Raw genomic sequence first — 25,080 nt, 5'->3', positions numbered from 1 at the left:
TCGTCGCCAATATGGAAAACAAAAGTGTTGACAATCCTGTGGGCTAGATTTACGTTCGACAGGCACTCACTCAGGGAGGGCACGATGCCGAACGAAGCCGGTCCAGGCACCGGAGAGCAGGCCAAGCAGCACGCACTCGTGCAGCTGCGGCAGGCGATCGCACGCGGGGACATGGCGCCGGCGCAGCGGCTGGTGGAGAACGAGCTCGCCGAGCAGTTCGGCGTGACACGGGCCAGCATCCGTGCTGCGTTGATCGATCTGGCGTCGGAAGGGCTGGTCGAGCGCATCCGCAACCGCGGATCGCGGGTACGGGTGGTGACCGTCGAGGAGGCGGTGGCCATCACCGAGTGCCGCATGGTCCTGGAAGGGCTGTGCGCCGCCAAGGCGGCCGTCGCGGCGAACGAGGAGCAGTTGGCGGAGCTCACGGAGCTGGGCGAGGCGATGTCCAAGGCCGTCGCCGCCGGCGAGCCCGTGACCTACTCGGAGCTGAACCATCAACTGCACGACCGGATCAAGGAGTTCTCCGGTCAGCACGTGGCCGTGGAGCTGCTGGAACGGCTCAACGCACAACTCGTGCGCCACCGCTTCCAGCTCGCCCTGCGGCCCGGACGGCCGCAGCAGTCCCTGAGTGAGCACCTGGCCATGATCGAGGCGATCCGGGCCAGGGACCCGCGGGCGGCCGAAGAGGCCGTCCACGCCCACCTCGCGAGCGTGATCGAAGCCTTGCGCCAGTGACGCCACCGGGGTGGGCAGCGGCACCTGCTCACCTAGGAGAACGCAGCAATGACGAACGGCCCCGAAGGGCTGCGCTGCATGCTGATGCGGGGCGGTACGTCGAAGGGGGCGTACTTCCTCGCCGAGGACCTGCCGTTCGATGCGGAAGCCCGGGACGCGCTGCTGTTGCGCGTCATGGGCAGCCCCGACCCGCGGCAGATCGACGGCCTGGGCGGCGCGCACCCGCTCACCAGTAAGGTCGCGGTCGTCTCCGCCTCCGGACACCCCGATGCCGACGTCGACTACCTGTTCCTCCAGGTGGGCGTCGAACGGCCCGAGGTGTCCGACCGGCAGAACTGCGGCAACCTGCTCGCCGGCGTCGGCCCGTTCGCCGCGGAGCGCGGACTGGTGGAGCCCGGGAGCGGCGAAACCTCCGTACGCATCCGCATGCTCAACACCGGGGACCTCGCCACCGCGACCTTCGCCACCCCGGACGGCCGTGTCGCCTACGACGGCTCCGCCGAGATCTCCGGCGTACCGGGGACGGCGGCGCCGGTCGTCATCGGGTTCCAGCAGGGCGACCGCCCCCTGCTGCCCACCGGGCGGGCCCGTGACATCCTCGCGGACACCCCCGTGACCTGCGTGGACAACGGCATGCCGACGGTGCTGATCGCCGCGTCCGCACTGTCGGTCAGCGGCTACGAAGAGCCGGCGGAGCTGGAGGAGGACCAGCGGCTGGGGGAGCGGCTCCAGGAGATCCGGCTGGCGGCCGGCCCGCTGATGGGCCTCGGCGACGTCAGCGGCACCACCGTGCCCAAGCTCAGCCTGCTGGCGCCGCCGCTGCACGGCGGAGCCGTCATGACCCGCACCTTCATCCCGGTCCGCTGCCACACCTCCATCGGTGTGCTGGGCGCTGCCGGCGTCGCCGCCGGCCTGCGCGTCCCCGGCGGCGTAGGTCAGGACGTGGCCGAACTCCCCGAGACAGGCGACCGGTTGAGGATCGAGCACCCCACCGGCTTCCTCGACGTCGAGAGCGCCGTCGACCCCGGTACGGGCGACTCGGCCCCCGCGGCCCGCCGTACGGCCGTCGTCCGCACCGCCCGGAAGATCTTCGACGGCACCGTCTTCCCGCGTCCCGTCTGACCCGCCGTTCGACCCGCGCCCCCTTGAGCGCCACCCCCTCCTGAGTCGTACACACCGTTAAGGACCTGAAGATGACGACCCCGCCGCTCGGCGACATCGCCCACCTCGGCCACGTCGAACTGCTCACCCCCGACCTGGACGCCAGTGTGCGGTTCTTCACCGACTACCTCGGCCTCACCGTGAACGGCCGCTCCGGTGACTCCGTGTACCTGCGGACGTTCGACGACTACGAGCACCACAGCCTCGTCCTCACCGCCCACTCGACCTCCGGCATCCGCCGCACCGCCCTGCGCACCTCCAGCGAGGAGGCCCTGCAACGCCGGGTCGAGGAGCTGGAGAACGCAGGCCGGGCCGGCCACTGGGCCGAGGACGAACCGGGCATCGGCAAGCTGTACGTGACGACCGACCCCGACGGTCACGAGTACGCCCTGTACTGGGAGAGCGAGTGGTACCAGGCCCCGGACGAGCTGAAGCCGGGCCTGAAGAACCAGCCGCAGGCCAAGCCGGGGCACGGCGTGGGCGTGCGCCGGCTGGACCACGTCAACTTCCTGGCCGCCGACGTGCTGCCCAACGGCGACTTCGTGCGCCAGGTGCTCGGCGCCCGGCCGACCGAGCAGATCCAGCTGGACACCGGACGGATCGCCGCCCAGTGGCTGACCTTCAGCAACAAGTCCTACGACCTCGTCTACACCGAGGACTGGACCGGCTCGAACAACCGCCTGCACCACATCGCCTTCGCCACGGACACCCGCGAGGACATCCTGCGCGCCGCCGACCTCGCCATCGACACCGGCGTGTTCATCGAGACAGGGCCGCACAAGCACGCCATCCAGCAGACGTTCTTCCTCTACGTCTACGAGCCGGGCGGCAACCGCGTCGAACTGTGCAACCCGCTCACCCGCCTGGTCCTGGCCCCCGACTGGCCGCTGGTCACCTGGACCCAGGCCGAGCGTGCCAAGGGCCAGGCCTGGGGTCTGCAGACCATCGAGTCCTTCCACACCCACGGCACCCCGCCCGTCGGCTGACGTCCCGGCCGACACCCCCTCGGGCCGGCCTCCGCACCCCGCACCGCCTCCGGGGCGGCGGCACGAGCCGCGCCGCCGCCCTACGTCCCCCACCCCTTCGAGGAACCGCGCCACCCCCACCACTTCCCCTTCGAGGACTCGCCTCCTGGACGAGAGGATCCCCGATGTCCGCCTCCCCCGTTCCCTCCGCCGCCCGCGGTACTCGGCTGGCCGTGCTGGTCGTCTGCCTGTGCTGGCTGGTCGTCCTCTTCGACGGCCTGGACCTCTTCATCTACGGCGCCGTGCTGCCCGGCATGCTCGACGACCCCGAGCTCGGACTGACCGCGGCGCGCGCCGGTGACCTCGGCAGCTACGCCACCTTCGGCATGCTGCTCGGCGCCCTGTCGGTGGGTACGCTCACCGACCGGATCGGCCGCAAAAAGGTGATCATCGGCTGCACCGTGGTGTTCTCCCTCGCCTCCGCCGTGTGCGCGGCGGCCCCCGGCGTCGGTGTCTTCGGGCTGGCCCGCTTCGTCGCCGGCTTCGGCCTCGGCGGCCTGCTGCCCACCACCATCACCCTGGTCGCCGAGTACGCCCCCCGCGGCCGCGGCAACCTCATGATCGGGCTGCTCATGACCGCCCACCAGGCGGGCGGCATCCTCGCGGCCTGCCTGGGCCTTTGGCTGGTCGAGCCCTTCGGCTGGCGCTCCGCCTTCTGGGTCGGCCTCGCGCCTCTGGTCATCGCCGTACCGCTGGTCGTGAAGTTCCTGCCCGAGTCCCTCGGCTTCCTCCTGGCCCGCAACCGTACCGAAGAGGCCCGCCGGCTGGCCGAGCGTTACGAGGTCGAACTACCCGCCATGCGGCCGTCCTCCGCCGCCTCAACGGACCGCTGGGATGCTCTGGCCGCGCTGTTCCGCGACGGCCACTGGAAGCGGACGTTGCTGTTCTGGGCCACGTCCTTCGGGGGCCTGCTGCTCGTCTACGGCGTCTCCACCTGGCTGCCCACCATGATGCGCGGCCAGGGCTACGAACTCGGCTCAGCGCTGGCCTTCCTCGTCGTCATCAATGTCGGCGGCATCGTCGGCATGCTGGTGGCGGGCCGTATCGCCGACCGTTTCGGCGCCGTGCGCGTCGCGGCCGTCTGGTTCGCCCTCACCGCCGTCGGCATCCATCTGCTGGGCATCCACATGCCACTGGTACTCACCTACGTCGTGGTCTTCCTGACCGGCCTCTGGCTCTTCAGCGCCCAGACCATGGTCTACGCGGCCGTGTCGGGGCGTTCCACCGCCGACAACCGGGCCACCGCGGTCGGTTGGACCTCCGGCATGGGCCGCTTCGGTGCGGTCTTCGGCCCGTGGCTCGGCGGTCAGCTCGTCGCCGCCCAGGCGGAGAGCTGGGGCTTCACCGTCTTCGCCGCCACCGCACTGCTCGCGACCGTCCTGGTCGGTCTCGCCGGCCTCGGTCAGCGCAGCAGCACCGGACCGGACCTGACGGTGCGTCCGGTCAGGACCTGAACGAGAAGGAGCAAGCACACCAATGATCATCGACTGCCACGGTCACTACACGACCGCGCCGCCCGCCCTGGAGGCATGGCGCAACCGGCAGATCGCCGCCCTTCCCGGCCCCGCCGCGGCACCCGCCCCCGGTGACCTGCGCATCAGCGACGACGAGCTGCGGGAGAGCATCGAGCCGAACCAACTGCGCCTGATGGACGAGCGCGGCATCGACCTGACGGTCTTCTCGCCCCGCGCCTCGTTCATGGCCCACCACATCGGTGACTTCGACACCTCCTCCCGGTGGGCCGCCCTCTGCAACGACCTGATCCACCGCGTCAGCACGCTGTACCCGGAGCGCTTCGCCCCCGCGGCGATGCTCCCGCAGTCGCCGGGCGTCGACCCCGCCACCTGCGTACCGGAGCTCAAGCGTTGCGTCGAGGAGCTCGGTGCGGTCGCCGTGAACCTCAATCCCGACCCGTCGGGCGGCCACTGGACGGCCCCGCCGCTCACGGACCGCAGTTGGTACCCGCTCTATGAGGCCATGGTCGCGTACGACGTCCCGGCGATGGTGCACGTCAGCACCAGCGTCAACCCGGCCTTCCACACCACGGGCGCGCACTACCTCAACGCCGACACCACGGCATTCATGCAGCTCGTGCAGGGCGACCTGTTCACGGACTTCCCCACACTGCGCCTGGTACTGCCGCACGGCGGCGGCGCCGTCCCGTACCACTGGGGCCGCTTCCGCGGTCTCGCCATGGCGCTGAAGAAGCCGCCGCTGGAGGAACACCTCCTGCACAACGTGTATTTCGACACCTGCGTCTACCACCAGCCCGGCATCGACCTGCTGCTCGACGTCGTATCCTGCCGCAACGTCCTCTTCGCCTCGGAGATGATCGGCGCCGTCCGCGACATCGACCCGTGCAGCGGCCACCACTTCGACGACACCCGCCGCTACGTGAAGAGCGCCGGCCTGTCCGCCACGGAGCTGGCCGACGTCCAGGAGCGCAACGCCCGCACCGTCTACCCCCGTCTGCACGCCCTGCTCACGCGGCAGGGACGCTGAACCAGCGGAAAGAGTGAACACCTCATGTATGAACTCGGAGTCGTCCACCGCACCGTCGACCGGCCGTCCGGCGAGGACGTCGAGAAGCTCGCACCCTTCGGTGTGGCCACGATCCACGAAGCCATGGGCCGCACCGGCCTCATGCGTCCCTACATCCGCCCCGTCTACCCCGAGGCCAGACTCATCGGCACGGCGGTCACCGTCCTGCTCCAGCCCGGGGACAACTGGATGCTGCACGTGGCCGCTGAGCAGCTGCAACCGGGCGACGTCCTGGTCGCGGCCTGCACCACCGAGTGCGAGGACGGGTTCTTCGGCGAACTGCTCGCGACGTCGGTCCGCGCCCAGGGCGGCCGCGGCCTCGTCATCGACGGCGGCTGCCGCGACGTGGCGGAGCTGGCGGCCATGGACTTCCCCGTCTTCAGCCGCGCGGTCAACGCCAAGGGCACCGTGAAGGCCACCCTCGGCTCGGTCAACGTCCCCGTCGTCTGCGCCAACGCGCTGGTCCACCCCGGTGACGTGGTCGTGGGCGACGCCGACGGTGTGGTCGTCGTGCCGGCGGGGCGCGTCGCCGAGGTGGCCGAGGCCGCCCGGAAGCGGGAGGAGAACGAGGAGGGCAAGCGGCAGCGGTTCGCCGCCGGCGAGCTCGGCCTCGACGTCTACGGCATGCGCGAGCCGCTCAAGGCCGCGGGTCTGCGCTACGTCGACTGACCGCGGGCGTCGGCAGCAGCTCCGCCGTTTCACGGAAGCCCGACAACGTCAGTGCCCTGGTGTCCGAGCTGGTCCGGCAGGGTGGCCCCGCACGTGCGGGGCCACCGCTGGTGGGATCCCCAGGGATCAGTGGCCGAGACGGATCCGGGTCAGCTTGTCGTCGGCGGTGCCGGTGCCGGACTTGTCGACCACGTACGCGGTGCCGCCGGCCACCTCGACGTGGTTGGGGTCGGTGCCGGTGGGCACGGTCTTCTCGACGGTGCCCTTGCGGGGGTTCACCACCGACAGGGTGGCGTCGGTGCGGTTCACGACCACGACGCGGCCGGAGCGGGTGTCGGTGGCCACGGACAGGGCGCCCTTGCCGGTGGTGACCGACTTGGTGACGGCGCCCTTGCGCAGGTCGACGACGGAGATGCCGTCGCCGTTCTGGTCGGCGGTGTACGCCGTGCGGCCGTCCTTGGACAGCGCGATCGAGATCGGCGCGTCGCCGGCCGGGATGAACCGCGGGTCCGTGGTGCCGGGGGAGGCCTGGATGATGCGGTCGTTGTTGAGGTCGGCGGCGTAGGCGGTGCCGGACCGCTCGTCCACGGCGAGGCCCGTGGGGCTCGCGCCTTCGACGGTGATCCGCTCCTTCTCCTTGAAGGTGCGGCTGTCGAAGGTCACGAGGGAGCCGTCGCCGAAGCCGCTGGCCCACACGGTGTCGTGGCGCTCGTCGACCACGATCTCGCGGGCGTGCGCCACGTCCGGCAGTGTGGCGAGGTGCTTGCCGGTGCGCTGGCTGTAGACGGCGACGGTGTCGTTGCGGGTGTTCGTGGTCCAGACGGTGTTGTGCTCGTCGTCGACGGCCACGCCGTAGACGGCCTCGACGGCGCCGGTGGCCTCGTCGGTGACCGGCGGGGTGTACGACGCCTGCACCTTCAGCGTGCGCGGGTCGACCTTCATCAGCGTGGACCGGGTGACCGGCGGCCGGCCGACGGCGGCGGTGGTCCACAGCACGTGGTTCCGCTCGGAGTACGCGGACTGGTAGAGGCCCTTGGTGAGCGGCGCGCTCGTGACGGCCTGGCCGGCGGTGCCGGCGTGCGCGGTGCCGGAGTGTGCGGAGGCGGTACCGGTGAGCACCAGCGAGCTGCCCGCTGCGGCGGCCACGGCGATCGCGGCGGTACGGCGCATACGGCGGATGAGAGAGGTCATGCTGCGTCAATCTCCTTGGCGGACGGCACTTCTGGGGAAGTGCGCAACACGTAACTTAGCTTAGCCTTTCCTAAGTAATATTCGATTTCCGGTGTGGCCCGCGCCACTTCCGCTGAGAAGGTAAGGTGACCCTAAGTTGACCTTCTCGTCGGTCGGAGTCCGCCCGCATGAACCTGTCCGTGCCCCCACAGGGAGATCCGCACCGGCCGCCCCGGTCGGCGCGGCCCACCCCGCTGCCGCGTCTCGCGCACCCCGCCCGTGCCCTGCCGGACCCCGGTGAAGTCCGCGAATTCTGGGCCGACGTGCGGCGGCAGGGCACTCCGCTCGTCGGGCCGGACCCCCAAGGGAGTGCGGACCACCGCGCCGTGACCTTCCTCTGGCGCGGTACGCCCGCCACCCGCGCCGTCCAAGTGCTGCCCAACAAACTCGGCGACCCGCGCGCCCCCGAGGGCAACGTGATGGAGCACGTCCCGGGCACCGACGTGTGGCACTGGACGCTCCGGCTGCGCCACGACTGGTACGGCACCTACGACTTCCACGTCGACGAGGGCGAAGGCCCCGAGCCGGGCTCCACCGCGTACTGGCAGTGGCTCCGCACCCAGCGCCGCAACGACCCTTTCAACCGCCGCACGCTGTCCAGGCGTTGGGGCGGTGAGCCGGTCTCCTGCGCCGAGCTCCCGGCCGCTCCGCGCGCCCTGGACTGGGAACCCCGCGAGGACGTCCCCCGCGGCGGTGTCACCGAGCACAAGGTGACCAGCGCGCACCTCGACGGCCCGCGGCGGGTGTGGCTGTACCGGCCGCCGCACACCGCACACCTGCGGCAGCGGCTGCCGGTGCTGATCCTGCTCGACGGCGAGCACTGGGCGCAGCCCGGGCTCGGCCTCGCCCACCTCCTCGACAACCTCATCGCCGACGGCCGCATCCCCCCGGTGGCCGTCGTGCTGCCGGAGTCCGTGGACGCCGCCACCCGGTGGGCGGAGCTCACCTGCCGTCCGGAGTACGTCGCCTTCCTCGCGGACGAGCTGCTGCCCTGGGCCGGCGGCCTGCTGCCCCTCACGGAGGACCCGGCCAGGACCGTGGTCGCAGGACAGAGCCTGGGCGGGCTCACCGCCGCGTACGCGGCCCTGCTCGCACCGCACCGCTTCGGCAACGCCCTCGCCCAGTCCGGCTCGTTCTGGTGGCCCGACGGGCCCCGCGCCGAGTGGCTCACCGACCGCATCGCCGAAGGGCCGCGGCTGCCGGTGCGCTTCTGGCTCTCCTTCGGGGAGCAGGAGTGGGTGGCCCTCCCGGCGGCCCGGCGCCTCCGCGAGACGCTCGCCACCGCCGGCTACGACGACGCCGTGTACCGGGAGTTCAACGGCGGGCACGACTACCTGTGCTGGCGCACGGAGCTCGCGGCAGGACTGGAGGGCCTGCTCTCCGGTGCCGCGGACTGAGTCCGCATCCGCCCCGGTTCGGGCAGCGCGCAGGCCGCGGCGTACCCCGGCGGCACCTCGACGTCGCTGAGCAGCCAGCCCGGCAGCCCGGCCGGCGCGGGGCCCGTCCCCAGCCGGACGGTGCGCAGCCCGTCCCCGGACAGGCCCTCGCCGATCGCCTTCAGATAGGCCTCCTTGCGGGTCCAGCAGCGGGCGAACGCGAGGGCACGGGTGTCCGGCGCCGCCCCGGCCAGCTCCTCCTGTTCCGCCGGGTGCAGCGCGCCGGCCGCGTCCTCCACCAGCCGCTCCTCCGGCACGCGCTCGACGTCCACGCCCACCGGCCGGGCGGCCAGGCCCAGCAGGGCCAGGCCGCCCGTGTGCGACAGCGAGAAGTGCACGTACGCGCCGTACGGCCCGGCCACGGCGGGCCGGCCGTGCGGCCCGCCGCAGCCCGGGCACGGCAGCCGCGTCAGCGGAACCCGCGCTGCCGGAAGCCCCAGACAGCCGCCCAGCGCGCGGCGCAGCGCCACATGCGCCGCCACGTACAGGGCACGGTCGGCCGGCCGCCGCAGCGAATCCGCGCGACGGCGCTCTTCGTCGTCCAGTACCGACTCATCGGGCGGGGCGCCCGGCCCGGGAGCCCGGACCAGCCACAGCCGCGGACCCGGGGCGAGGTCCTGCGGCCGGGGCAGCGGTCCGGGGTCCGGCCACGGCCGTACCGCGGTCATCGGCGTCATGCGGTGTGCGTCTCCACGTGACGCACGCAAGCCTCGTGCGGAGCCGGCCCGAACCGCGCGGACCAGCCCGGCGGCACGGCGCGCCACACCGGCCACAGCGACCGGCGGCCGTGGTCGTTCTCCAGCACCAGGTGGGTGTCGCCCTCACCTGTGCCCGCGTCGAACGGGCCTGCCTGCTGCGTCATGCGTCGAGCTCCTTCAAGCGCGCCGCCAGCACCGCGGCGATGTCGTCCAATTGCCGCTCCCGCATCAGCTGCGGGTGCGTGCAGTCCAGGTCATGGTTGACGACGGCGCCGCTCACGTGCGGACGCCACGCCTCCCGCGTCAGCCAGTCCTCGGGACGCGGCGCGGCGGCCGTGAAGAACAGCACGTCACCGTCGAACACCTCGTGGTGGTGCTCGCGCATCATGCGCGCGTGGTTCGGCACGATGTCCACGATCCTCGCCAGGGTGTGGTCGCTGAGACCGGCGAGCGGACTGCCCGCCTGCCGCAGTGTGGCGAGTACGTCGGCACGGTCGCGTTCGTGCGTACGGTCGAAGCCCGCCATGCGGAGCACCGCGGTCAGCGCGTCGCCCTCCTCGGGCGCGGCGTTCTCCCGCCACTGCTCGGCCGGGAACGCGTCGAGCAGCGCCAGGAGTTCGACCTCCGCACCGGCCTGTTGCAGCAGGACGGCCACCGTGTGGGCGAGGACGCCGCCGACCGACCAGCCCACCAGCCGGTACGGGCCGTGCGGCCGGAGCTCGCGGATGCGCTCGACGTAGTCGGCCGCCTCCTCCCGCAACGTCGACGGCAGCGGTTCGTCGCGCACCAGGCCGCGGGCCTGGATGCCGTACAGCGGCTGCCCCGGGCCGAGCCGCGCCGACAGGCCCGCGTAGCACCACGCGATACCGCCCGCCGGATGGATGGCGAACAGCGGCGGCCGGTCGCCTTCGGTGCGCAGCGGCAGCACGACGTCCAGCGCGTCCTCGGACGCGGGTCCCGTACTGTCGATACGGGCCGCGAGCGCCGCCGGGGTGGGCGCCTCGAACAGCGAACCGATCGTCAGCTCGGCACCCAGCTCCTCCCGGATCCGCGCCACCAGACGCACCGCGAGCAGCGAGGTACCGCCCAGGTCGAAGAACGCGTCGTCAGGGCCCACCTGTTCGACGCCGAGCGCCTGCGCGAACAGCCGCGTCAGCGCCTCCTCGCGCGCCCCGGCGGGGCGCCGGCCGCCCCCGCTCCCGGCGAACACCGGCGCGGGCAGTTCACGGCGGTCCAGCTTGCCGTTGGGGCTCAGCGGGAACGCGTCCAGGGCCACGACCGCCGTCGGCACCATGTGCTCCGGCAGTACGCCCGTCAGCGCGGCGCGTACGGTGGCGGGATCCGCACCGCCCGTCACGTAGCCGATGAGCTGCTGCTCGCCCGGCCGGTCCTCCCGTACCAGGGCGCACGCCCCGTCCACACCGGCCTGCGCCGCGAGGGCCGTCTCGATCTCGCCCAGCTCGATGCGCTGGCCGCGCAGCTTCACCTGGTGGTCGGTGCGGCCGAGGTACTCCACCTCGCCCTCGTCCGTCCAGCGCGCCAGGTCGCCCGTGCGGTACATGAGGCTGCCCGGCGGACCGAAGGGGTTCGCCACGAAGCGGGCGGCGGTCAGGCCGGCACGGTTGAGGTAGCCGTCGGCGAGCTGCCGCCCGGCGAGGTACAACTCGCCCGCCACGCCGGGCGGGCAGGGCTGGAGCGCCGCGTCCAGGACGTACAGCCGGGTGTTCCACACCGGCCGGCCGATCGGGACCGGGCCCGTACCGTCCGGGACGCAGGCGTGGTACGAGACGTCGACGGCGGCCTCCGTCGGTCCGTACAGGTTGTGCAGCTCGGCCCCCGGCAGCGTGCGCGCGAAGGCGTTCGCCGTCTCGCGGGGCAGCGCCTCCCCGCTGCAGAACACCTGCCGCAGACTGCCGCAGCCGGCCGCTCCGGTCTCCGCCTCGGCCAGGAAGACCTGCAGCATGGACGGCACGAAGTGGCAGGTGGTGATCTGCTGCTCGCGGATGATCCGGGTCAGGTAGGCGGGGTCCTTGTGGCCGCCGGGCGCGGCCACCACGAGCGTGGCGCCCGCGCGCAACGGCCAGAAGAACTCCCACACCGACACGTCGAACGAGGACGGTGTCTTCTGCAGCACCCGGTCCCCGGCGCCGATCGGGTACGCGTGCTGCATCCAGCGCAGCCGGTTGTCGATGGCCCCGTGCGGGACGACGACGCCCTTGGGCCTGCCGGTGGAGCCGGAGGTGTAGATGACGTACGCGGGGTGCGCGGGCGTGAGCGGACGCCCCGGGTTGATGGTGAGGTACCCGGACAGGTCGAGTCCGTCCAGGACGACGAGCGGGGTCCCCGCGTCGTCCGGCAGCCGGTCGGCGCGGTCGGTGACGGCGCACACCGGAGCCGCGTCCGCCAGCATGAAGGCGAGCCGTCCGGCGGGGTAGTCCGGGTCGAGCGGCAGGTACGCGGCCCCCGTCTTGACCACGGCGAGCAGCGAGACCACCAGCTCCGCCGACCGGGGCAGCGAGACGGCCACCACCGCGCCGGGCCGCGCGCCGTACGTCTGGAGGTGCCGCGCGAGGCGGTTGGCGCGCGCGTTCAGCTCGGCGAAGGTGAGCGACGTGTCCTCGTACACCAGCGCCGTGGCGTGGGGCGTGCGCATGGCCTGGGACTCGATCGGGCCGACCAGCGTCGTGGGCGGCAGTTCCGCGTCGGTGCGGTTGAACTCCTCGACGACCAGGGCGAGTTCGCTCGGCGTCGCAATGGGGTGGGCGGCCGGCGGCAGGTGCGGGTCGGCGCTGGCGAGCCGGTCGACCAGGTGCAGGAAGCGTTCCTGGTGTGCGGCGAGTGCGCCGTCCTCGTACAGCGCCGGGTTGCCGTCGTGGTCGATGCGCAGGCCGCGCCCGTCGGCGCGGTCGTAGATGTTGACCGTCACATCGTCGACCGGGCCGGCGGAGAGGTTGCGGGCCCGTGCGGGCGCGCCCGCGAAGTCGATGTCGTAGTCGAACGGCATGATGTTGACGAGCGGGCCGACCAGGCCGCGGCTCTCGCCGAGCAGCCCCAGGTCACGGCGGATGTCCTCGTACCGGTAGCGCTGGTGCCTGCGCACCTGCCGGATGCCGAGCACGACCTGCCGCACCAGCTGCGCGAAGGTCGCGTCGGGGGTGACGGTCAGCCGCAGCGGGAGCACGTTCATCACCATGCCGGGCACGCGCAAGGCCACCGACCCCATGCGGCCCATCATCGGCAGGCCGAGCACGACATCGGCACGCCCTGTCGCCCGGGAGGTGTAGAGGGCCTGGGCGGCGATCAGCACGTCCGGCCAGGTCGCGCGCAGTTCGGAGGCCAGCTCCCGCACGCGCTCCGTCGCCTCGGGACCGAGCTGCGCACTGTGCCGCAGGAACGTACGCGAGGGCAGCGCGCCGCGGCCCGCGAGCCGGGACGCCTCGGGCCGGTCGGCGAACGCCTCCGTCCAGTGGGCGCGGTCGGCCTCGAACGCCTCCGAGGCGCGGTACTCGGCGTCCTGCGTGAGGAGGTCGGTCAGCGACCCGAAGGTGCGCGGGCCCGGCTCGTCTCCGCGGACGAGCGCCGTGTAGACCTCGGCGGTGCGCCGGACGAGCAGCGAGTAGCCGTAACCGTCCATGACGAGGTGGTGGATGCGCTGGTACCACAGCCACCGCTCCTCGCCGACGCGGAACAGCGCGTGCCGGAACGGCGGCCCCGCCGCGAGGTCGAAGGGCTCGGCGAGGTCCGCGCGCATCCACGCCTCGGCCTCCTCCTCGGCCCGGTCGCGGCCGCGGAGGTCGCACAGGGCCAGCGGCGGTTCGACGGCGTCCAGGACCCGCTGACGCGGCCCTTCGGCGGTGTCCTCGACCCGTATCCGCAGCGCGTCGGCCTCCGCGGTGACGCGGCGCAGCGCGGCGTCGAACAGCCGCGGGTCGAGGGGCCCGTCGATGTGCAGGCACTCGGCGGTGTTCTGCGCGGGGCTCAGCGGATCGAGGGCCTGTGCGTACCACATGCCCGACTGGGCCGCCGTCAGCGGCAGCGGGGTGCCGGCGGCGCCGGACCGGTGACCGGTGCCCTCCGTCGCCGTGGCGGTCATGCGGCCCCCAGCAGCGGTGCCCACGCCTCGATGGCGGGCTGCTCGGCGAGGTCGGCGAAGGCCGCCTGGACGCCGTGGTCGCGGCGCCAGCGCTCCAGCAGGGCCATGATGCGTACCGAGTCCAGGCCGTGGTCGACCAGGTTCTCGTCGTAGGGGATGTCAGCGGGATCCTCGCCGAGGGAGTCGGCGACGTCGCTGCGGATCTGCTCCAGGGTGAGCGCCATGGCTCTCAGATCTCCTTCAGAAGGGCGTCGGTGGTGGTCACGACGGCGCAGCGGCCGGCGGCCCAGCGCAGGGCCATGTCGTGGTCGGCACGGGAGAAGTCGGCGACGGCGTCGGCGACGACGAACGCCTGGAGGTCCCGCTGCCACGCGTCGGCGGCGCTCATCAGCACGCCGATGTGCGCGTAGACGCCGGTGATCACCAGCTGGTCGCGCCCGGAGTCGCGCATCAGCGTCTCCAGTTCGGTGCGGACGAAGGCGCTGTACTTCCACTTGGTGAGGCGGATGTCCCCGTCGGCGGGCGCGACCACGTCCGGCACCGCCAGCTTCTGCGGGTCGTCCGCGACGCCCGGGCCCCAGAAGTCCAGCTGGAGGCCGCGCTCCTCGGGCGTCTGGCCGCCGCGCTGGGCGGAGTGGACGACCGGGACGCCGAGGCGGCGGTACGCGGCGAGCAGGCGTGCGGTGTTGTCGAGCATGCCGGTCACCGGCTGCTCGCCGGCCGGGAACGCGTCGAGGAAGTGCTGCTGGAGGTCGTGGACCAGCAGCAGCGCGCGCGAGGGGTCCACGGTCCAGGACACACGGTTGGCGGGCAGCTCGTCGGGGGCCGGCAGCGGGTAGGGGGCGATGGCGGGAAGCGCCATGGGCGGCAGCCTTTCAGGTGGTGCGCGTCAGCGGTCGGAGTCGGCGGTGGGCGTGGCGGCGGAGGACCGCAGCCCCTTCTTGCTGACCTTTCCGACGCCGGTCCGCGGGAAGGCGTCGACGAACTCGACGAGGTCGGGGACCTTGTAGGCGGCGAGGCCGCGCTCGCGGACGTACCGCTTGACGGCGACGGGCTTCAGCGGCGCGGCGCCGTCGCGCAGGATCACGTACGCGAGGGAGCGTTCACCGAGGTACGCGTCGGCCACCGCGACGACGGACACGTCGTGCACGGCGGGGTGGCCGAGGATGACGTTCTCGACCTCCTCCGGCGCGATCTTCTCCCCGCCCCGGTTGATCTGGTCCTTGGCCCGGCCCTCGACGACGAGGTGACCGGTCGCGGTGCGGCGCACGATGTCGCCGGTGCGGTAGAAGCCGTCCTCGGTGAAGGTCCGCGCGTTGTGCTCGGGAGCGCGCCAGTACCCGCGGATCGTGTACGGGCCCCGGGTCAGCAGATGCCCGAACTCGCCGTCGGGGACGTCCTGTCCGGCGTCGTCGACGATGCGGATCTCGTCGTCCGGGGAGATCGGCAGGCCCTGGGTGGTGACGATCGTCTCGTAGTCGTCGTCCAGCCGGGTGTAGTTGACGAGCCCCTCGGCCATCCCGAAGACCTGCATCAGCCGGCAGCCCAGCGCAGGCTCCAGCCGCCGCGCCGCCGCCTCGCTGTACTTGGCGCCGCCGACCAGCACCAGCTCCAGGCTGGACAGGTCGTGTTCCGTCTGCGGCGCGGCGTCCGTCCACACCAGGGCGAGCGGCGGCACCATGCCGGTCATGGTGATCCGCTCCCGCTCGATGAGGGGGAAGGCCGTCGCGGGGTCGGGCCGCGGGCACAGGACGACCGTGGCACCGGCGTACAGCGCGCCCAGCCAGCCCGGGGAGCTCATGGGGAAGTTGTGTGCGGCGGGCAGTACGACGAGGAAGCGGGTGCCGGCGTCGACGCCGCAGATCTCGTTGGAGCCCCACAGCGAGTACATGTAGTCGTCGTGGGTGCGCGGAATGAGCTTGGACACGCCGGTCGTACCGCCGGACAGCTGGAGGAACGCCAGCTCGTGCGGCTCGGGCCCGGCGGGCGGCCCGGCCGGGTCGCACGGGACCTCGGACAGCGCGGTGTGCTCGCCCGGATCCCCGACGACGAACACGTGCCGCAGGGCGGGAGTGCGCTCCTTGATCTTCGCCGCCAGTTCGCGGTGGTCGAACCCGGCGTGCCGGTCGGGGATGACGTAGGCGACGGCCTCGGTGAAGGAGCAGAAGTGCGCGATCTCCGTCTCCCGGTGGGCCGGCAGCGCGTAGACCGGCAGCGCGCCGATCCGGAACAGCGCGAAGACGACCTCGATGAACTCCCCGACGTTGGGCAGCTGCACGACGACCCGGTCGCCCTTGGAGATGCCGCGCGCGAGGAACCCGGCGGCGAGCCGGTCGGCGCTCTCGTCCAGCTCCCGGTACGTCCAGGTGCGGCGCTCGGGGGCGGGGTCGACCAGGGCGACACGGTCGGGGTGGGCCGCGGCGCGCTCGCGCAGTACGCCGCCGAACGTCTCCCCGCGCCAGTACCCGGCGGCGCGGTAGCGCGCGGCGAACTCGGCGGGCCAGGTGGGCGCGTCCAGGCCAGGTGTGGTCGCCAGGGGCGGCGGGGCGGCGGTTCCGGTGGTGCTCACAGCGCGGCTCCCACGGCGTTCAGGAAGGTACCGAACTTGGCGCCGGTCTCGGCCGTCTCGGCCTCCGGCGAGGAGGCGGCCACCACGCCGGCCCCCGCGAACAGCCGCAGGGCACGGCCCTCGGCCTCCGCGCAGCGGATCGTCACGACCCACTCGCCGTCGCCGTCCGCGTCCTGCCAGCCCACCATGCCGGTGTACGGGCCGCGGTCGAAGGGCTCGGACTCGGCTATGACCTCGCGGGCCACGTCGGTGGGGGTGCCGCACACTGCGGGCGTGGGGTGCAGCGCCGACGCCAGGTGCAGGGCCGTGGTGCGGCCGGGGTCGGCCAGTTCGCCGGTGACGGTGGTCGACAGGTGCCACATGGCGGCGGTACGCACCAGGGTGGGCCGCGCGGGGACGTCCAGGTAGCGGCAGAACGGCGCGAGCGCCTCGCGCACGGCTTCCACGACCACGGCGTGCTCGTGCAGGTCCTTCGGCGAGTCCAGCAGCGCGGCCGCGCGCCGGACGTCCTCGGCCAGGTCGGTGCTGCGCGGTGCCGACCCCGCCAGCGGGTTGGCGACGAGCCGCCCGCCGCGGCGGGCCACCAGCAGCTCGGGGCTGGCGCCGATGAGCGTACGGGCCGGGCCGCTGGGGACGGCGAAGGTGTAGCCGGCCGGGTCACGCTGGGCGAGCCGGCGCAGCATGGCGGGCAGGTCCAGCTCGCGGGCCGACGTCAGTTCCAGCGTGCGGGCCAGTACGACCTTGTCGAACTCGCCGGCGCGCATCCGCTCGACAGCGGCGGCCACGGCCGCGCCGTACTGCTCGGGCTCCGGTACGGGCCGCACCTGCCACTGGTCCTGTTCGTCGTCGGCGGCCGGGGCCGGCAGCACGACCAGCGGGTCCTCCCGCAGGGGCGGTGCCCAGCGCACCGCGTGCGGCACGGCCAGTGCGGGCGGGGCTTCCGCGGCGAAGGGCACCGATCCGACGACGACGGGCGCCGCGTCGCCCGTCCGCCGCCGCGTATCGAGGACGTCGCGCACGCGATCGGGCAACGGTCTGGCGTCGTGCGGTACCTCGGCCGCCGTACCGCGGCCCAGCAGGGTGCGGTGCGGGGTGGCGAGGAAGCGGTCCGTTCCCGGGCGGTACTCGTCGAGCAGGGCGGTCGCCGAGCCGGGGGTGACCACGGCGCCGGGTGCGGGGCCGTGGGGGAGGGCGGTGGGTTCACGCAAGGAGGCGGACATGGGTGTCTCCAGGGGGAGGGTCGGTACGGCCGTGGTCGGCGGCCGTTCGGAGGGGCCGGAGGCGGAGGTCAGGCCCGGAGGGTGGCGCCACCGTCGACGTACAGGTCGTGCATGGTGATGTGGCGGGCCCGGTCGGAGGCGAGGAAGGCGACCGCCTCCGCGATGTCGGCGGGGTCGGCGATGCGGCCGAGCGGGATGCCCGTGCGGTGGGTGGCGAGGTCTCCCTCGATCACCCGTCGTGCGGCGGCCTCCTCGTCGCCGGAGGTCCACATGCTGCGTTGCATGTCGGTGAGGGTCGAGCCGGGGGAGACGGTGTTGCAGCGGATGCCGCGGGAGGCGAGCTCCAGGCCGAGGCACTTGGTGAACATCACGGTCGCCGCCTTGGACGCGGCGTAGGCGGACATGCCGGCGCGCGGGATCCCGGCCGCGTTCGAGGCGACGGTGACGATGCTGCCGCGGCCCCGCCCGCCCATCCGGCGGGCGACCGCGCGCGAGACGTGGAACACCCCGTCGGTGTTGACGGCGAAGGTGGCGGCCCAGTCCGCGTCGGTGGTGGCCACGACGTCGGACTGCCGCAGGACGCCGGCGACGTTGACCGCGATGTCCAGTGCCCCCAGGGTGCTTTCGGCCTCGGCGACGAGTTCCTCGACGGCCGCGGCGTCGGTGACGTCCAGCCGGCGGGCCACGACCTGGTCGCCGAGGTCCTTCGCGAGCGTCCGGACGTCCCCGGCGGACAGGTCGGTGGCGAGGACGCGGGCGCCGCGCCCGGCGAGCACCTCCACGACCGCGCGGCCGATGCCCCGGCCCGCGCCCGTGACGAGTGCGAACCGCCCGGCGAGCTCCTGGTCGGCGCTCACTTGACCATCGCCTTCCGGATGTCGCCGAGCACGGAGACGGCGGCCTGGGCGCCGCCCAGGCTGGTCCACTTGGAGCCGTCGATGACGGTGGCGTGGTGGTCCCGTACGGCCTTCAGCTCCTTGTAGGCGGGCTTCCCGGCCAGCTCGTCCAGGAGGCCCTTGTCCGGTCCGGCCGAGGAGAGGGTGCCGATGAACAGCCAGTCCCCGTCGATCTCCTGGAGGTTCTCGTCGCTGATCGGGGAGGAGTGGCCCTCGCCCTTCTCGTTCTGGATGCCGGGCCGCCCGAAGCCCAGGTCCTTCAGCACGTCGCTGATGAACACGCCCTGCTGCATGACGGCCGTGCCCTTGGCGGAGTAGCGGGCCACCGACACCTCGGCGCCCGCTTCGGACCCGAGGTCCTTCTTCAGCGCGGCGACCTTGCCGTCGTACGAACTGAGGAACTTCTCCGCCTCGTTGGCCTTGCCGAGCACCGTGCCGGTGAGTGCGAGGGACTTCTTCCAGCTCTTGGTGCCGTCCACCGTGACGACGGTGGGGGCGATCTTCTTGAGCTGCTGGAGCACCTGCTGGTCGGCGAGCTGGCCGGCCAGGATGACGTCCGGCTTCGCCTGGACGACCTTCTCGATGTCCGGGCCGGTGACCGCGCCGACCACGGGGATGCCCTCGGCCTGGTCGGCAAGGTAGGCGGGGGCGCCCTTCTGGCCGCGGCCCGCGGTGAGTCCGACGGGCTTGACGCCGAGGGCGAGCGCGGAGTCCAGGTCCATCTCACTGAGCGCCACGACCCGCTTCGGGGCGGCCGGCACCTGCACCTTCGCGCCGGTCGCGTCGGTGACCCGGGTGGTGCCGCTTTCGCCGGAGCCGCCCGTTTTCGCGCTCTGGTCCGAGGAGCCGCAGGCGGTGGCTGCCAGCGCGAGGGCGGCGAGCACGGCGGCCGCGGCGACGGAGCGCGGGGATCTGCGGGAGGGCGAGACGGTAGTCGACACCAGGGGCCTCTTTCTGCGTTTGTCGTGCGCTTGTGGGGATCGATCCGGCAGGCGGCGCCGGGGCGTTGGACAAGGGCCTGGGCGGGGTGCGCGGCGCGATCAGGGCGTGCGTGAGCCTGCCGAGCCGTCGGCTGACGGGTCGGAACTTAGGTTAGGCTAACCATATGTGGAAAGTGCAAGAAATCCGGGGTCGGACCACGGGAAGCCGAAATGTCCGGCACCCGTCGCCCGAAGCGAGACGCGCGTCGTGGGCCGCCGCCGGACTCGTCGTCGTCTTCCTCGGGCTCGCACTGCTGTCCCTCCTCATCGGGACGGGCAACAGCTCCCCGGCCCGGGCCTGGGGGTACCTGACCGGCGACCCCGCGGCCCGCGCCGACACCCAACTGCGCCTCGCGCTCCTGGACGTACGCCTGCCGCGCACCCTCGCCGCCGTCCTGGTCGGGGTCTGCCTCGGCACGTCCGGCTGCCTGCTCCAGGCCGCGACCCGCAACCCCCTCGCGGAGACCGGACTGCTCGGCGTCAACTCCGGTGCCGCCTTCGCGGTCGTCCTCGGACTCACCTTCTTCGGCGTCACGTCGTCGGCCGCACTGCTGGTCTGGGCACTCGTCGGCGGTATGGCCGCCAGCGCCGTCGTCCTCCTGCTCGCGGCCTCCGGACGCGCCGCCGGATCACCACTGCGGCTCGTCCTCGCCGGTTCCGCGCTGGGCGCCACCTTCCACGGCCTCACCGCGTACGTCCTCCTCGGTACGCAGTCGACCTTCGACACGTACCGGTACTGGACGATCGGCTCGCTCGCCGGAGTCGAGATCTCCGACCTCCTGCCGCTCCTGCCGCTCGCCGCCGCCGGCCTGCTGGCCGCACTCGGCTGCGCACGGCCGCTGTCGGCACTGGGCCTCGGCGACGACAGCGCCCGCTCGCTCGGCCACCACCCGGGCCGGATCCGCCTGGTGGTGGCCGGGGCCGTGTCGCTGCTGGTCGGCTGCGCGGTCGCCGTCGCCGGGCCCATCGCCTTCCTCGGACTGCTCGCCCCCTACGCCGCGCGCGCCGTGGCCGGGGCCCGCATGGCCGTACAACTGGCCCTCTCCGCGCTGATCGCGGCGGACATCATGCTCCTCGCCGACATCCTCGCCCGCGTCGTCATCCGGCCCTGGGAGACCCCGGTCAGCGTGCTGCTCGCCTTCGTCGGCGGGCCGCTCCTCATCTGGATCGCCCGCTCGTCCCGCCTCTCCACCGCGGGAGCCTCGGCATGACGGACGTGACCCCGCCCGACAGCGTCGTGCTGCGCACCGGCACCCTGTCGTGGCTCTTCCCCCGCCGCAGCGCACGGGCCGCCGCTTTCCTGGTGCCGCTCGCCGCCGTCCTCATCTGCTGCGGGGTGCTGGCGAGTTCGACCGGTATGAGTCTGTCGCAGACCGTTTCCGGACTGCTGGGTACGGGCGACCCCGGCACCGTGATGATCGTCCAGGAGTTCCGGCTGCCACGCGTCCTCGTCGGCCTGATGGTCGGTGCCGCGCTCGGCGTCTCCGGCTGCCTGACCCAGACCCTGGCGGGCAACCGGCTGGCCACTCCCGACCTCGTCGGCGTCAACGAGGGTGCGACCGCCGCGGTCGTCGCCTCCGTGGCCGGCTCCGCGACCGGCATGGTGGGCGACTGGTGGCTCGGCCCCCTGGGCGCCGTGGCCGCCGCCGCGGTCGTCGTGCTGTGCGCGGGCGGCGCGGGCGCGGCCGGTTACCGCGTGCTCGTGGTCGGCATCGGCGTCTCCACCTTCCTCGGCGCGGTCAGCGACCTCATCATGTCCCGCGAGAACGACAACACCGCGGGCGGCGTCTTCCTGTGGGCCGTCGGCAGCCTCAACGGGCGCGACGGAGGGGTCGGAGTGCCGCTCTCGCTCGCCCTGCTGTTCCTGCTCCCGCTCGCGCTGGCGGTCGGCCACCGGCTGCAACTCCTCCGCTTCGACGACGACATGGCGGCCTCGCTCGGCGTCGACCTGCGGCGGGTACGGGCGGCCGCACTCGCGGTGGCCGTCGCCCTGGCGGGCCTCGCCGTGGGCGTCGGCGGCCCGATCGCCTTCGTCGCCCTGGCGGCCCCCGTTCTCGCGCAGCGGCTGGCCGGCCCCACCCGGGTCCCGGTCATCGGCTCGGCCCTCGCCGGCGCCGCGCTCATCGCCGCCGCCGACGCGCTCGGCCGCGTCATCGCCCCTGTCGAACTGCCCGTCGGCGTCGTCACCAGCGTCCTCGGCGGCCCCTTCCTCCTCTGGGTCCTCTTCCGCACGGAACGGACCACCGGAAAGGCATGAACACCCCCATGACGCACACCCAGCCGCCGCGGCGCCGGGCCTCGAAGTCCGGGCGCTGCACTCCGGTTACCCCGGCCGCCCCGTCGTCCACGACGTCGACCTCACGGTGCCCGCCGGCCACGTCACCGCCGTCGTCGGCCCCAACGGCTGCGGGAAGTCCACCCTGCTCCGCACCCTCGCCCGCCTGCACAAGCCCGCGTCCGGTACGGTCCTGGCGGCCGGCGACGACATCTGGGGACTGAGCCGGCGGCAGGCCGCGCACCGGGTCGCCCTGCTGCCGCAGTCGCCGCGCGCCCCCGAGGCCGTCACCGTGGCCGGGCTCGTCCGCTACGGCCGCCACCCCCACCAAGGGCTGCTGCGGCAGTGGTCGCGCGAGGACGAGGACGCCGTACGCGCGGCACTGGCGGCCACCGGCACCACCGAACTGGCCGGCGAACGCGTCGACCGGCTCTCCGGCGGCCAGCGCCAGCGCTGCTGGCTCGCGATGGTCCTCGCCCAGCACACCCCCGTCATCCTGCTCGACGAGCCGACCAGCGCCCTCGACCTGGGCCACGTCGTCGACGTACTGGAACTGGTCCGCGAGGTCGCGGCCGCGGGCCGTACCGTCGTCATGGTCCAGCACGACCTGGCCGCCGCGGCCCGCTACGCCGACACGCTCGTCGCCATGAAGGACGGCCGTGTGCTCGCCCAGGGCGCGCCCCGGGACGTCGTCGACGAGGCGCTGATCAAGGACGTCTACGCGCTGGACGCGGACATCCTGCGGGCCCCCGGTGACGGCTCACCGGTCGTGGTTCCCCGCGCCCGCTCAGGAGCGGCTCCGTGAGGTGCGGGGGGTCACGGGCGCGAGCCAGACGGCGGTGATCGCGTCGATGAGCCCGCTCGCGTACTCGGACCAGGTGGAGGGGGTGGCCTGGGTGTTGTCGGCGAGTGCGCGTTCCCGTTCGGCGAGCGTGTGCACCAGCAGCTGCCGGGCCATCTCGCCGCGTTCGATGCGTACCGGCAGCGGCAGGTCGGGCAGGCACCGGTTGAGCCCGTCGAGGGTCTGCTGGACCGTGGGCCCGAACGTCTCGTCGATCATGATCTCGCGCAGCACCGGATCGGTCATCACCTGGGCGGCGAACCGCGCGAACCAGGTGGGGCCGGCCAGCTCGGCCAGGTGCTCGGTGTTCGGGCGGACGAGACAGGCCACCCAGTCCCGTACGTCCTCCGAGCCGCCGGTCTCCGCCAGCATCGCCTGCCGCAGCTCGTCGATCCGCCGCGCGTGCTTGCGGACGATCGCCCGCAGCAGGTCGGTCTTGGTGCCGAAGTGGTAGCCGACGGCGGCGTTGTTGCCCTGCCCGGCGGCCTCACTGACCTGCCGGTTGGAGACGGCGAACACACCGTGCTCGGCGAACATCCGCTCCGCGACGGTGAGGAGGGCCTCTCTGGTTCCCTCGCCCCGCCCGGACCGGGCCGCTCCGCGGACCATCGCGTCTCCCTTCCGTCCCTGCTGTCTGCGCTCAGTGAACGCGTCTCGCTCAGCCAGGTCAAACGGCTGACTTAACCGGGCGGCGCACCCCGTGCGGCCGCACGCCGGACGCCAGGTAGAAAAGGGGGCGACGGGCGCTTTCCGGGCGCGCCCGGGTGAGTGGTCCAGATCACTGGAACCGCTCGTGGCCCGCGAACAGGTAACGGGTGTGAAGCAATCAGAGCACGCGGACGATCTGCGCCGGCGGATCCGGGCCGGGGACCGTCAGGCGTTCGCCGACCTGTACGAGGAGCACGCGCGGGCGGTCTACAACCATGCCCTGCGGCTGACCGGCGACTGGTCGAACGCCGAGGAGATCATGTCCGACACCTTCCTGGCCGCCTGGACCACCCGCGAGCGGCTGAACCCGGACGGTGGTTCGCTCCGAGCCTGGCTCCTGGGCATCGCGACGAACAAGGCCCACAACGCCCACCGCAGCCTGCGCCGCCGGCTCGCCTTCCTCGCCCGCGCCCCGGCGCCGCCCCCGGTGGACGACTTCGCCGAGGAAGCGGCCGGCCGCATCGACGACGCCCGCCGGCTCGCCGCGGTCCACGCGGCGCTGCACCGGCTGCGCCGGCCGGAACGTGAGGTGCTGGCCCTGTGCGTGTGGTCGGGGCTGGACTACGCGCAGGCAGCGCAGGCCCTGGACATCCCCGTCGGCACGGTGCGGTCCCGCCTGTCGCGCGCCCGCGACCGGCTCAGCCGGCTCAGCCGGCTCAGCGAGGAGAACGGGAAAGACACGGAACCGCGGCGGGTCCGCGGAGAGGTAAGAAGCAGGGCCGCGTTCGTGGCCCTGCCCGCCGAGGAGGAAACCCCGTGACCGACGCCGCCCCCGCCCGCCCCGACCGGGACGAGGCCGACGAACTGGCCAGGCTGCTGCCTGCCCCGGCCGAATGGGACCTCCCGGCGGAGCGCCACCTCCACCACAAGGAAACCCTGATGCGACAGATCGACCGCGACCAGGCCGGCGCCATGGCCGCCCGCCGCCGGCTGCTGCGCCCGGCCGTGCTGGCACCCGTCACGGCGCTCGCCCTGGCCGGAGCGCTGACCGTGGGCCTCGCCGTGGCAGGCGACGACGGGACCGGCCCGAAGGCCGTGCCCCAGGCCCGGAGTTCGGCTTCCGGGCAGCAGGCCACGGCGTTGCTCGGCCGGATCTCCGAGGTTGCCCTGGCGACCGACGTCACGCCCGTGCGGGACGACCAGTTCGTCTATGTCAAGAGCAAGGGCCGCGACGCCGACGTGACGAGCGGCAAGGCCGTCACCGGCCCCCTGAAGGACCGGGAGGTCTGGTCCTCACAGCGCCCGGGCCCGGTCAAGAAGCTCGGCCTGGTCCGCGAGGACGGCGAGACCCTGCCGATCAACGCCGAACTGGGCGACGAGAACGGCACCGAGCCGGGTTGGCACCGGCCCACCTACCGCTGGCTCGCCTCGCTCCCGACCGACCCCGAAGCGCTGCTGAAGTACGTCTACGCCCACACCGACAAGACGGCCGGGCAGGAGCACGACCAGGCGGCCTTCGAGCAGATCGGGTACCTGATCTCCGAGCGGGTCATGCCGCCCGAGCTGGCCGCGGCGCTGTACCGGGCCGCCGCCCGCATACCGGGTGTCACCGAGGCCCCGAAGGCGCACGACGCCATCGGCCGGCACGGCGTCGGCATCGCCCGCACCGACACCCGGTACGGCGAGCGCTCGGAGTGGGTCTTCGACGCCGACGACCTCTCCTTCCTGGGATCCCGTACCTACCTGATCAAGGACACCTCGCTCGGTGCTGCCGGCACGCTGCTCTCCAGCAACGCCGTGCTGGCAGGGGCGGTGGTGGACAAGGCCGGCGAGCGGCCCACGGCCGGGCAGGTGGTGGGCGGCGAACCGGACAACTCGGCCACCGGGAAGAGCTGACGGCCCTTCTCCGGGCGGACCCGCGCGACGCCCCGGAAAATGCGTCTGGGATTCCAGGTGAGGGATGCGTTTTCCGGGGTACTGGGGTGCCGCTGCCAGGACTCGGCCGAGGGTGGGGCAGCGCCGGTGGATCTTTGCGTGCTTGACTGCGCTCGGTAAGATCTGCC

23 protein-coding genes are annotated in these 25,080 nt (G+C 73.0%); 12 read left to right on the top strand and 11 right to left on the bottom strand.

Features of this window, described 5'->3' with window-relative positions; translation table 11 throughout:
• Positions 1–84 precede the first annotated feature (84 nt).
• From AAC944_RS03310 to ligK, 6 genes are all read left to right on the top strand, one after another.
• Entirely contained in the window at positions 85–735 is a 651-nt protein-coding gene (locus AAC944_RS03310) for a GntR family transcriptional regulator (RefSeq protein ID WP_030606765.1), read from the top strand.
• A 48-nt stretch (positions 736–783) separates the two neighbouring features.
• The gene (locus AAC944_RS03305) at positions 784–1,857 is read left to right on the top strand and encodes a 4-oxalomesaconate tautomerase (protein ID WP_030606770.1); all 1,074 of its coding nucleotides are present in this window, start codon (positions 784–786) and stop codon (positions 1,855–1,857) included.
• A 71-nt stretch (positions 1,858–1,928) separates the two neighbouring features.
• Positions 1,929–2,882, top strand: a complete 954-nt coding sequence (locus AAC944_RS03300) for a catechol 2,3-dioxygenase (RefSeq protein ID WP_030606773.1) — start codon at positions 1,929–1,931, stop codon at positions 2,880–2,882.
• A gap of 164 nt (positions 2,883–3,046) precedes the next feature.
• Entirely contained in the window at positions 3,047–4,375 is a 1,329-nt protein-coding gene (locus AAC944_RS03295) for an MFS transporter (protein ID WP_030606776.1), read from the top strand.
• Positions 4,376–4,397: 22 nt separating this feature from the next.
• Positions 4,398–5,423, top strand: a complete 1,026-nt coding sequence (locus AAC944_RS03290; RefSeq protein WP_030606779.1) for an amidohydrolase family protein — start codon at positions 4,398–4,400, stop codon at positions 5,421–5,423.
• Between the two features lie 24 nt (positions 5,424–5,447).
• On the top strand, positions 5,448–6,131 hold the full coding sequence (gene ligK, locus AAC944_RS03285; RefSeq protein ID WP_030606782.1) for a 4-carboxy-4-hydroxy-2-oxoadipate aldolase/oxaloacetate decarboxylase: 684 nt from the start codon (positions 5,448–5,450) through the stop codon (positions 6,129–6,131).
• A gap of 126 nt (positions 6,132–6,257) precedes the next feature.
• Here ligK and AAC944_RS03280 read toward each other — a convergent pair whose 3' ends face one another.
• Positions 6,258–7,322 (bottom strand): YncE family protein, encoded by a 1,065-nt coding sequence (locus tag AAC944_RS03280; RefSeq protein ID WP_030606786.1) that lies wholly within the window; start codon positions 7,320–7,322, stop codon positions 6,258–6,260.
• Between the two features lie 167 nt (positions 7,323–7,489).
• Here AAC944_RS03280 and fes point away from each other — a divergent pair, with 167 nt between their 5' ends.
• Positions 7,490–8,758 carry an enterochelin esterase gene (gene fes, locus AAC944_RS03275; protein WP_030606789.1) on the top strand — a complete coding sequence of 423 codons (1,269 nt, stop codon included), beginning with the start codon at positions 7,490–7,492 and terminating at the stop codon, positions 8,756–8,758.
• Here fes and AAC944_RS03270 read toward each other — a convergent pair.
• The 9 genes from AAC944_RS03270 to AAC944_RS03230 form a co-directional block, all read right to left on the bottom strand.
• On the bottom strand, positions 8,692–9,474 hold the full coding sequence (locus tag AAC944_RS03270; protein ID WP_063759845.1) for a 4'-phosphopantetheinyl transferase family protein: 783 nt from the start codon (positions 9,472–9,474) through the stop codon (positions 8,692–8,694). The two genes, fes and AAC944_RS03270, sit on opposite strands and share 67 nt — an antisense overlap.
• Positions 9,471–9,659, bottom strand: coding sequence for an MbtH family NRPS accessory protein (locus AAC944_RS03265; RefSeq protein ID WP_037771027.1), 189 nt, complete (start codon positions 9,657–9,659; stop codon positions 9,471–9,473). The genes AAC944_RS03270 and AAC944_RS03265 overlap by 4 nt, the downstream gene beginning before the upstream one ends.
• Positions 9,656–13,588, bottom strand: coding sequence for a non-ribosomal peptide synthetase (locus tag AAC944_RS03260; protein WP_030606798.1), 3,933 nt, complete (start codon positions 13,586–13,588; stop codon positions 9,656–9,658). Before AAC944_RS03260 ends, AAC944_RS03265 begins: the two co-directional genes overlap by 4 nt.
• Positions 13,585–13,812: a phosphopantetheine-binding protein gene (locus AAC944_RS03255; protein WP_030606801.1), complete on the bottom strand. Its 228-nt coding sequence runs from the start codon at positions 13,810–13,812 to the stop codon at positions 13,585–13,587. Before AAC944_RS03255 ends, AAC944_RS03260 begins: the two co-directional genes overlap by 4 nt.
• A 5-nt stretch (positions 13,813–13,817) precedes the next feature.
• Positions 13,818–14,450, bottom strand: coding sequence for an isochorismatase family protein (locus AAC944_RS03250; RefSeq protein ID WP_030606804.1), 633 nt, complete (start codon positions 14,448–14,450; stop codon positions 13,818–13,820).
• 27 nt (positions 14,451–14,477) lie between these two features.
• Positions 14,478–16,157 carry a (2,3-dihydroxybenzoyl)adenylate synthase gene (locus AAC944_RS03245; RefSeq protein WP_368396817.1) on the bottom strand — a complete coding sequence of 560 codons (1,680 nt, stop codon included), beginning with the start codon at positions 16,155–16,157 and terminating at the stop codon, positions 14,478–14,480.
• On the bottom strand, positions 16,154–17,377 hold the full coding sequence (dhbC, locus tag AAC944_RS03240; protein WP_030606810.1) for an isochorismate synthase DhbC: 1,224 nt from the start codon (positions 17,375–17,377) through the stop codon (positions 16,154–16,156). The genes AAC944_RS03245 and dhbC overlap by 4 nt, the downstream gene beginning before the upstream one ends.
• Positions 17,378–17,445: 68 nt before the next feature.
• Entirely contained in the window at positions 17,446–18,234 is a 789-nt protein-coding gene (locus AAC944_RS03235; protein ID WP_030606813.1) for a 2,3-dihydro-2,3-dihydroxybenzoate dehydrogenase, read from the bottom strand.
• Positions 18,231–19,217: an ABC transporter substrate-binding protein gene (locus AAC944_RS03230; protein WP_030606817.1), complete on the bottom strand. Its 987-nt coding sequence runs from the start codon at positions 19,215–19,217 to the stop codon at positions 18,231–18,233. The genes AAC944_RS03235 and AAC944_RS03230 overlap by 4 nt, the downstream gene beginning before the upstream one ends.
• A gap of 161 nt (positions 19,218–19,378) precedes the next feature.
• On the opposite strand from AAC944_RS03230, the gene AAC944_RS03225 reads away from it, so the two are divergent.
• From AAC944_RS03225 to AAC944_RS03215, 3 genes are read left to right on the top strand one after another with little or no spacing between them, the layout of a single operon-like run.
• Positions 19,379–20,464 (top strand): FecCD family ABC transporter permease, encoded by a 1,086-nt coding sequence (locus AAC944_RS03225; protein WP_030606820.1) that lies wholly within the window; start codon positions 19,379–19,381, stop codon positions 20,462–20,464.
• Positions 20,461–21,510 (top strand): FecCD family ABC transporter permease, encoded by a 1,050-nt coding sequence (locus AAC944_RS03220; protein WP_030606823.1) that lies wholly within the window; start codon positions 20,461–20,463, stop codon positions 21,508–21,510. The genes AAC944_RS03225 and AAC944_RS03220 overlap by 4 nt, the downstream gene beginning before the upstream one ends.
• A 55-nt stretch (positions 21,511–21,565) precedes the next feature.
• Positions 21,566–22,333, top strand: coding sequence for an ABC transporter ATP-binding protein (locus AAC944_RS03215; RefSeq protein ID WP_368397233.1), 768 nt, complete (start codon positions 21,566–21,568; stop codon positions 22,331–22,333).
• Here AAC944_RS03215 and AAC944_RS03210 read toward each other — a convergent pair.
• Positions 22,316–22,978, bottom strand: a complete 663-nt coding sequence (locus tag AAC944_RS03210) for a TetR/AcrR family transcriptional regulator (RefSeq protein ID WP_030606829.1) — start codon at positions 22,976–22,978, stop codon at positions 22,316–22,318. The genes AAC944_RS03215 and AAC944_RS03210 overlap by 18 nt on opposite strands.
• Before the next feature lie 235 nt (positions 22,979–23,213).
• Between AAC944_RS03210 and AAC944_RS03205 the strand changes: the two genes are divergently transcribed.
• Together AAC944_RS03205 and AAC944_RS03200 are read left to right on the top strand one after the other, a co-directional pair.
• Positions 23,214–23,837 carry an RNA polymerase sigma factor gene (locus tag AAC944_RS03205; RefSeq protein WP_030606832.1) on the top strand — a complete coding sequence of 208 codons (624 nt, stop codon included), beginning with the start codon at positions 23,214–23,216 and terminating at the stop codon, positions 23,835–23,837.
• Positions 23,834–24,913, top strand: coding sequence for a CU044_5270 family protein (locus AAC944_RS03200; RefSeq protein WP_037771030.1), 1,080 nt, complete (start codon positions 23,834–23,836; stop codon positions 24,911–24,913). The genes AAC944_RS03205 and AAC944_RS03200 overlap by 4 nt, the downstream gene beginning before the upstream one ends.
• Positions 24,914–25,080: the final 167 nt, after the last annotated feature.

It is taken from the genome of Streptomyces sclerotialus (genome assembly GCF_040907265.1).
GTDB lineage: Bacteria > Actinomycetota > Actinomycetes > Streptomycetales > Streptomycetaceae > Streptomyces > Streptomyces sclerotialus.
This window is presented reverse-complemented; position numbering and strand designations above follow the sequence as displayed.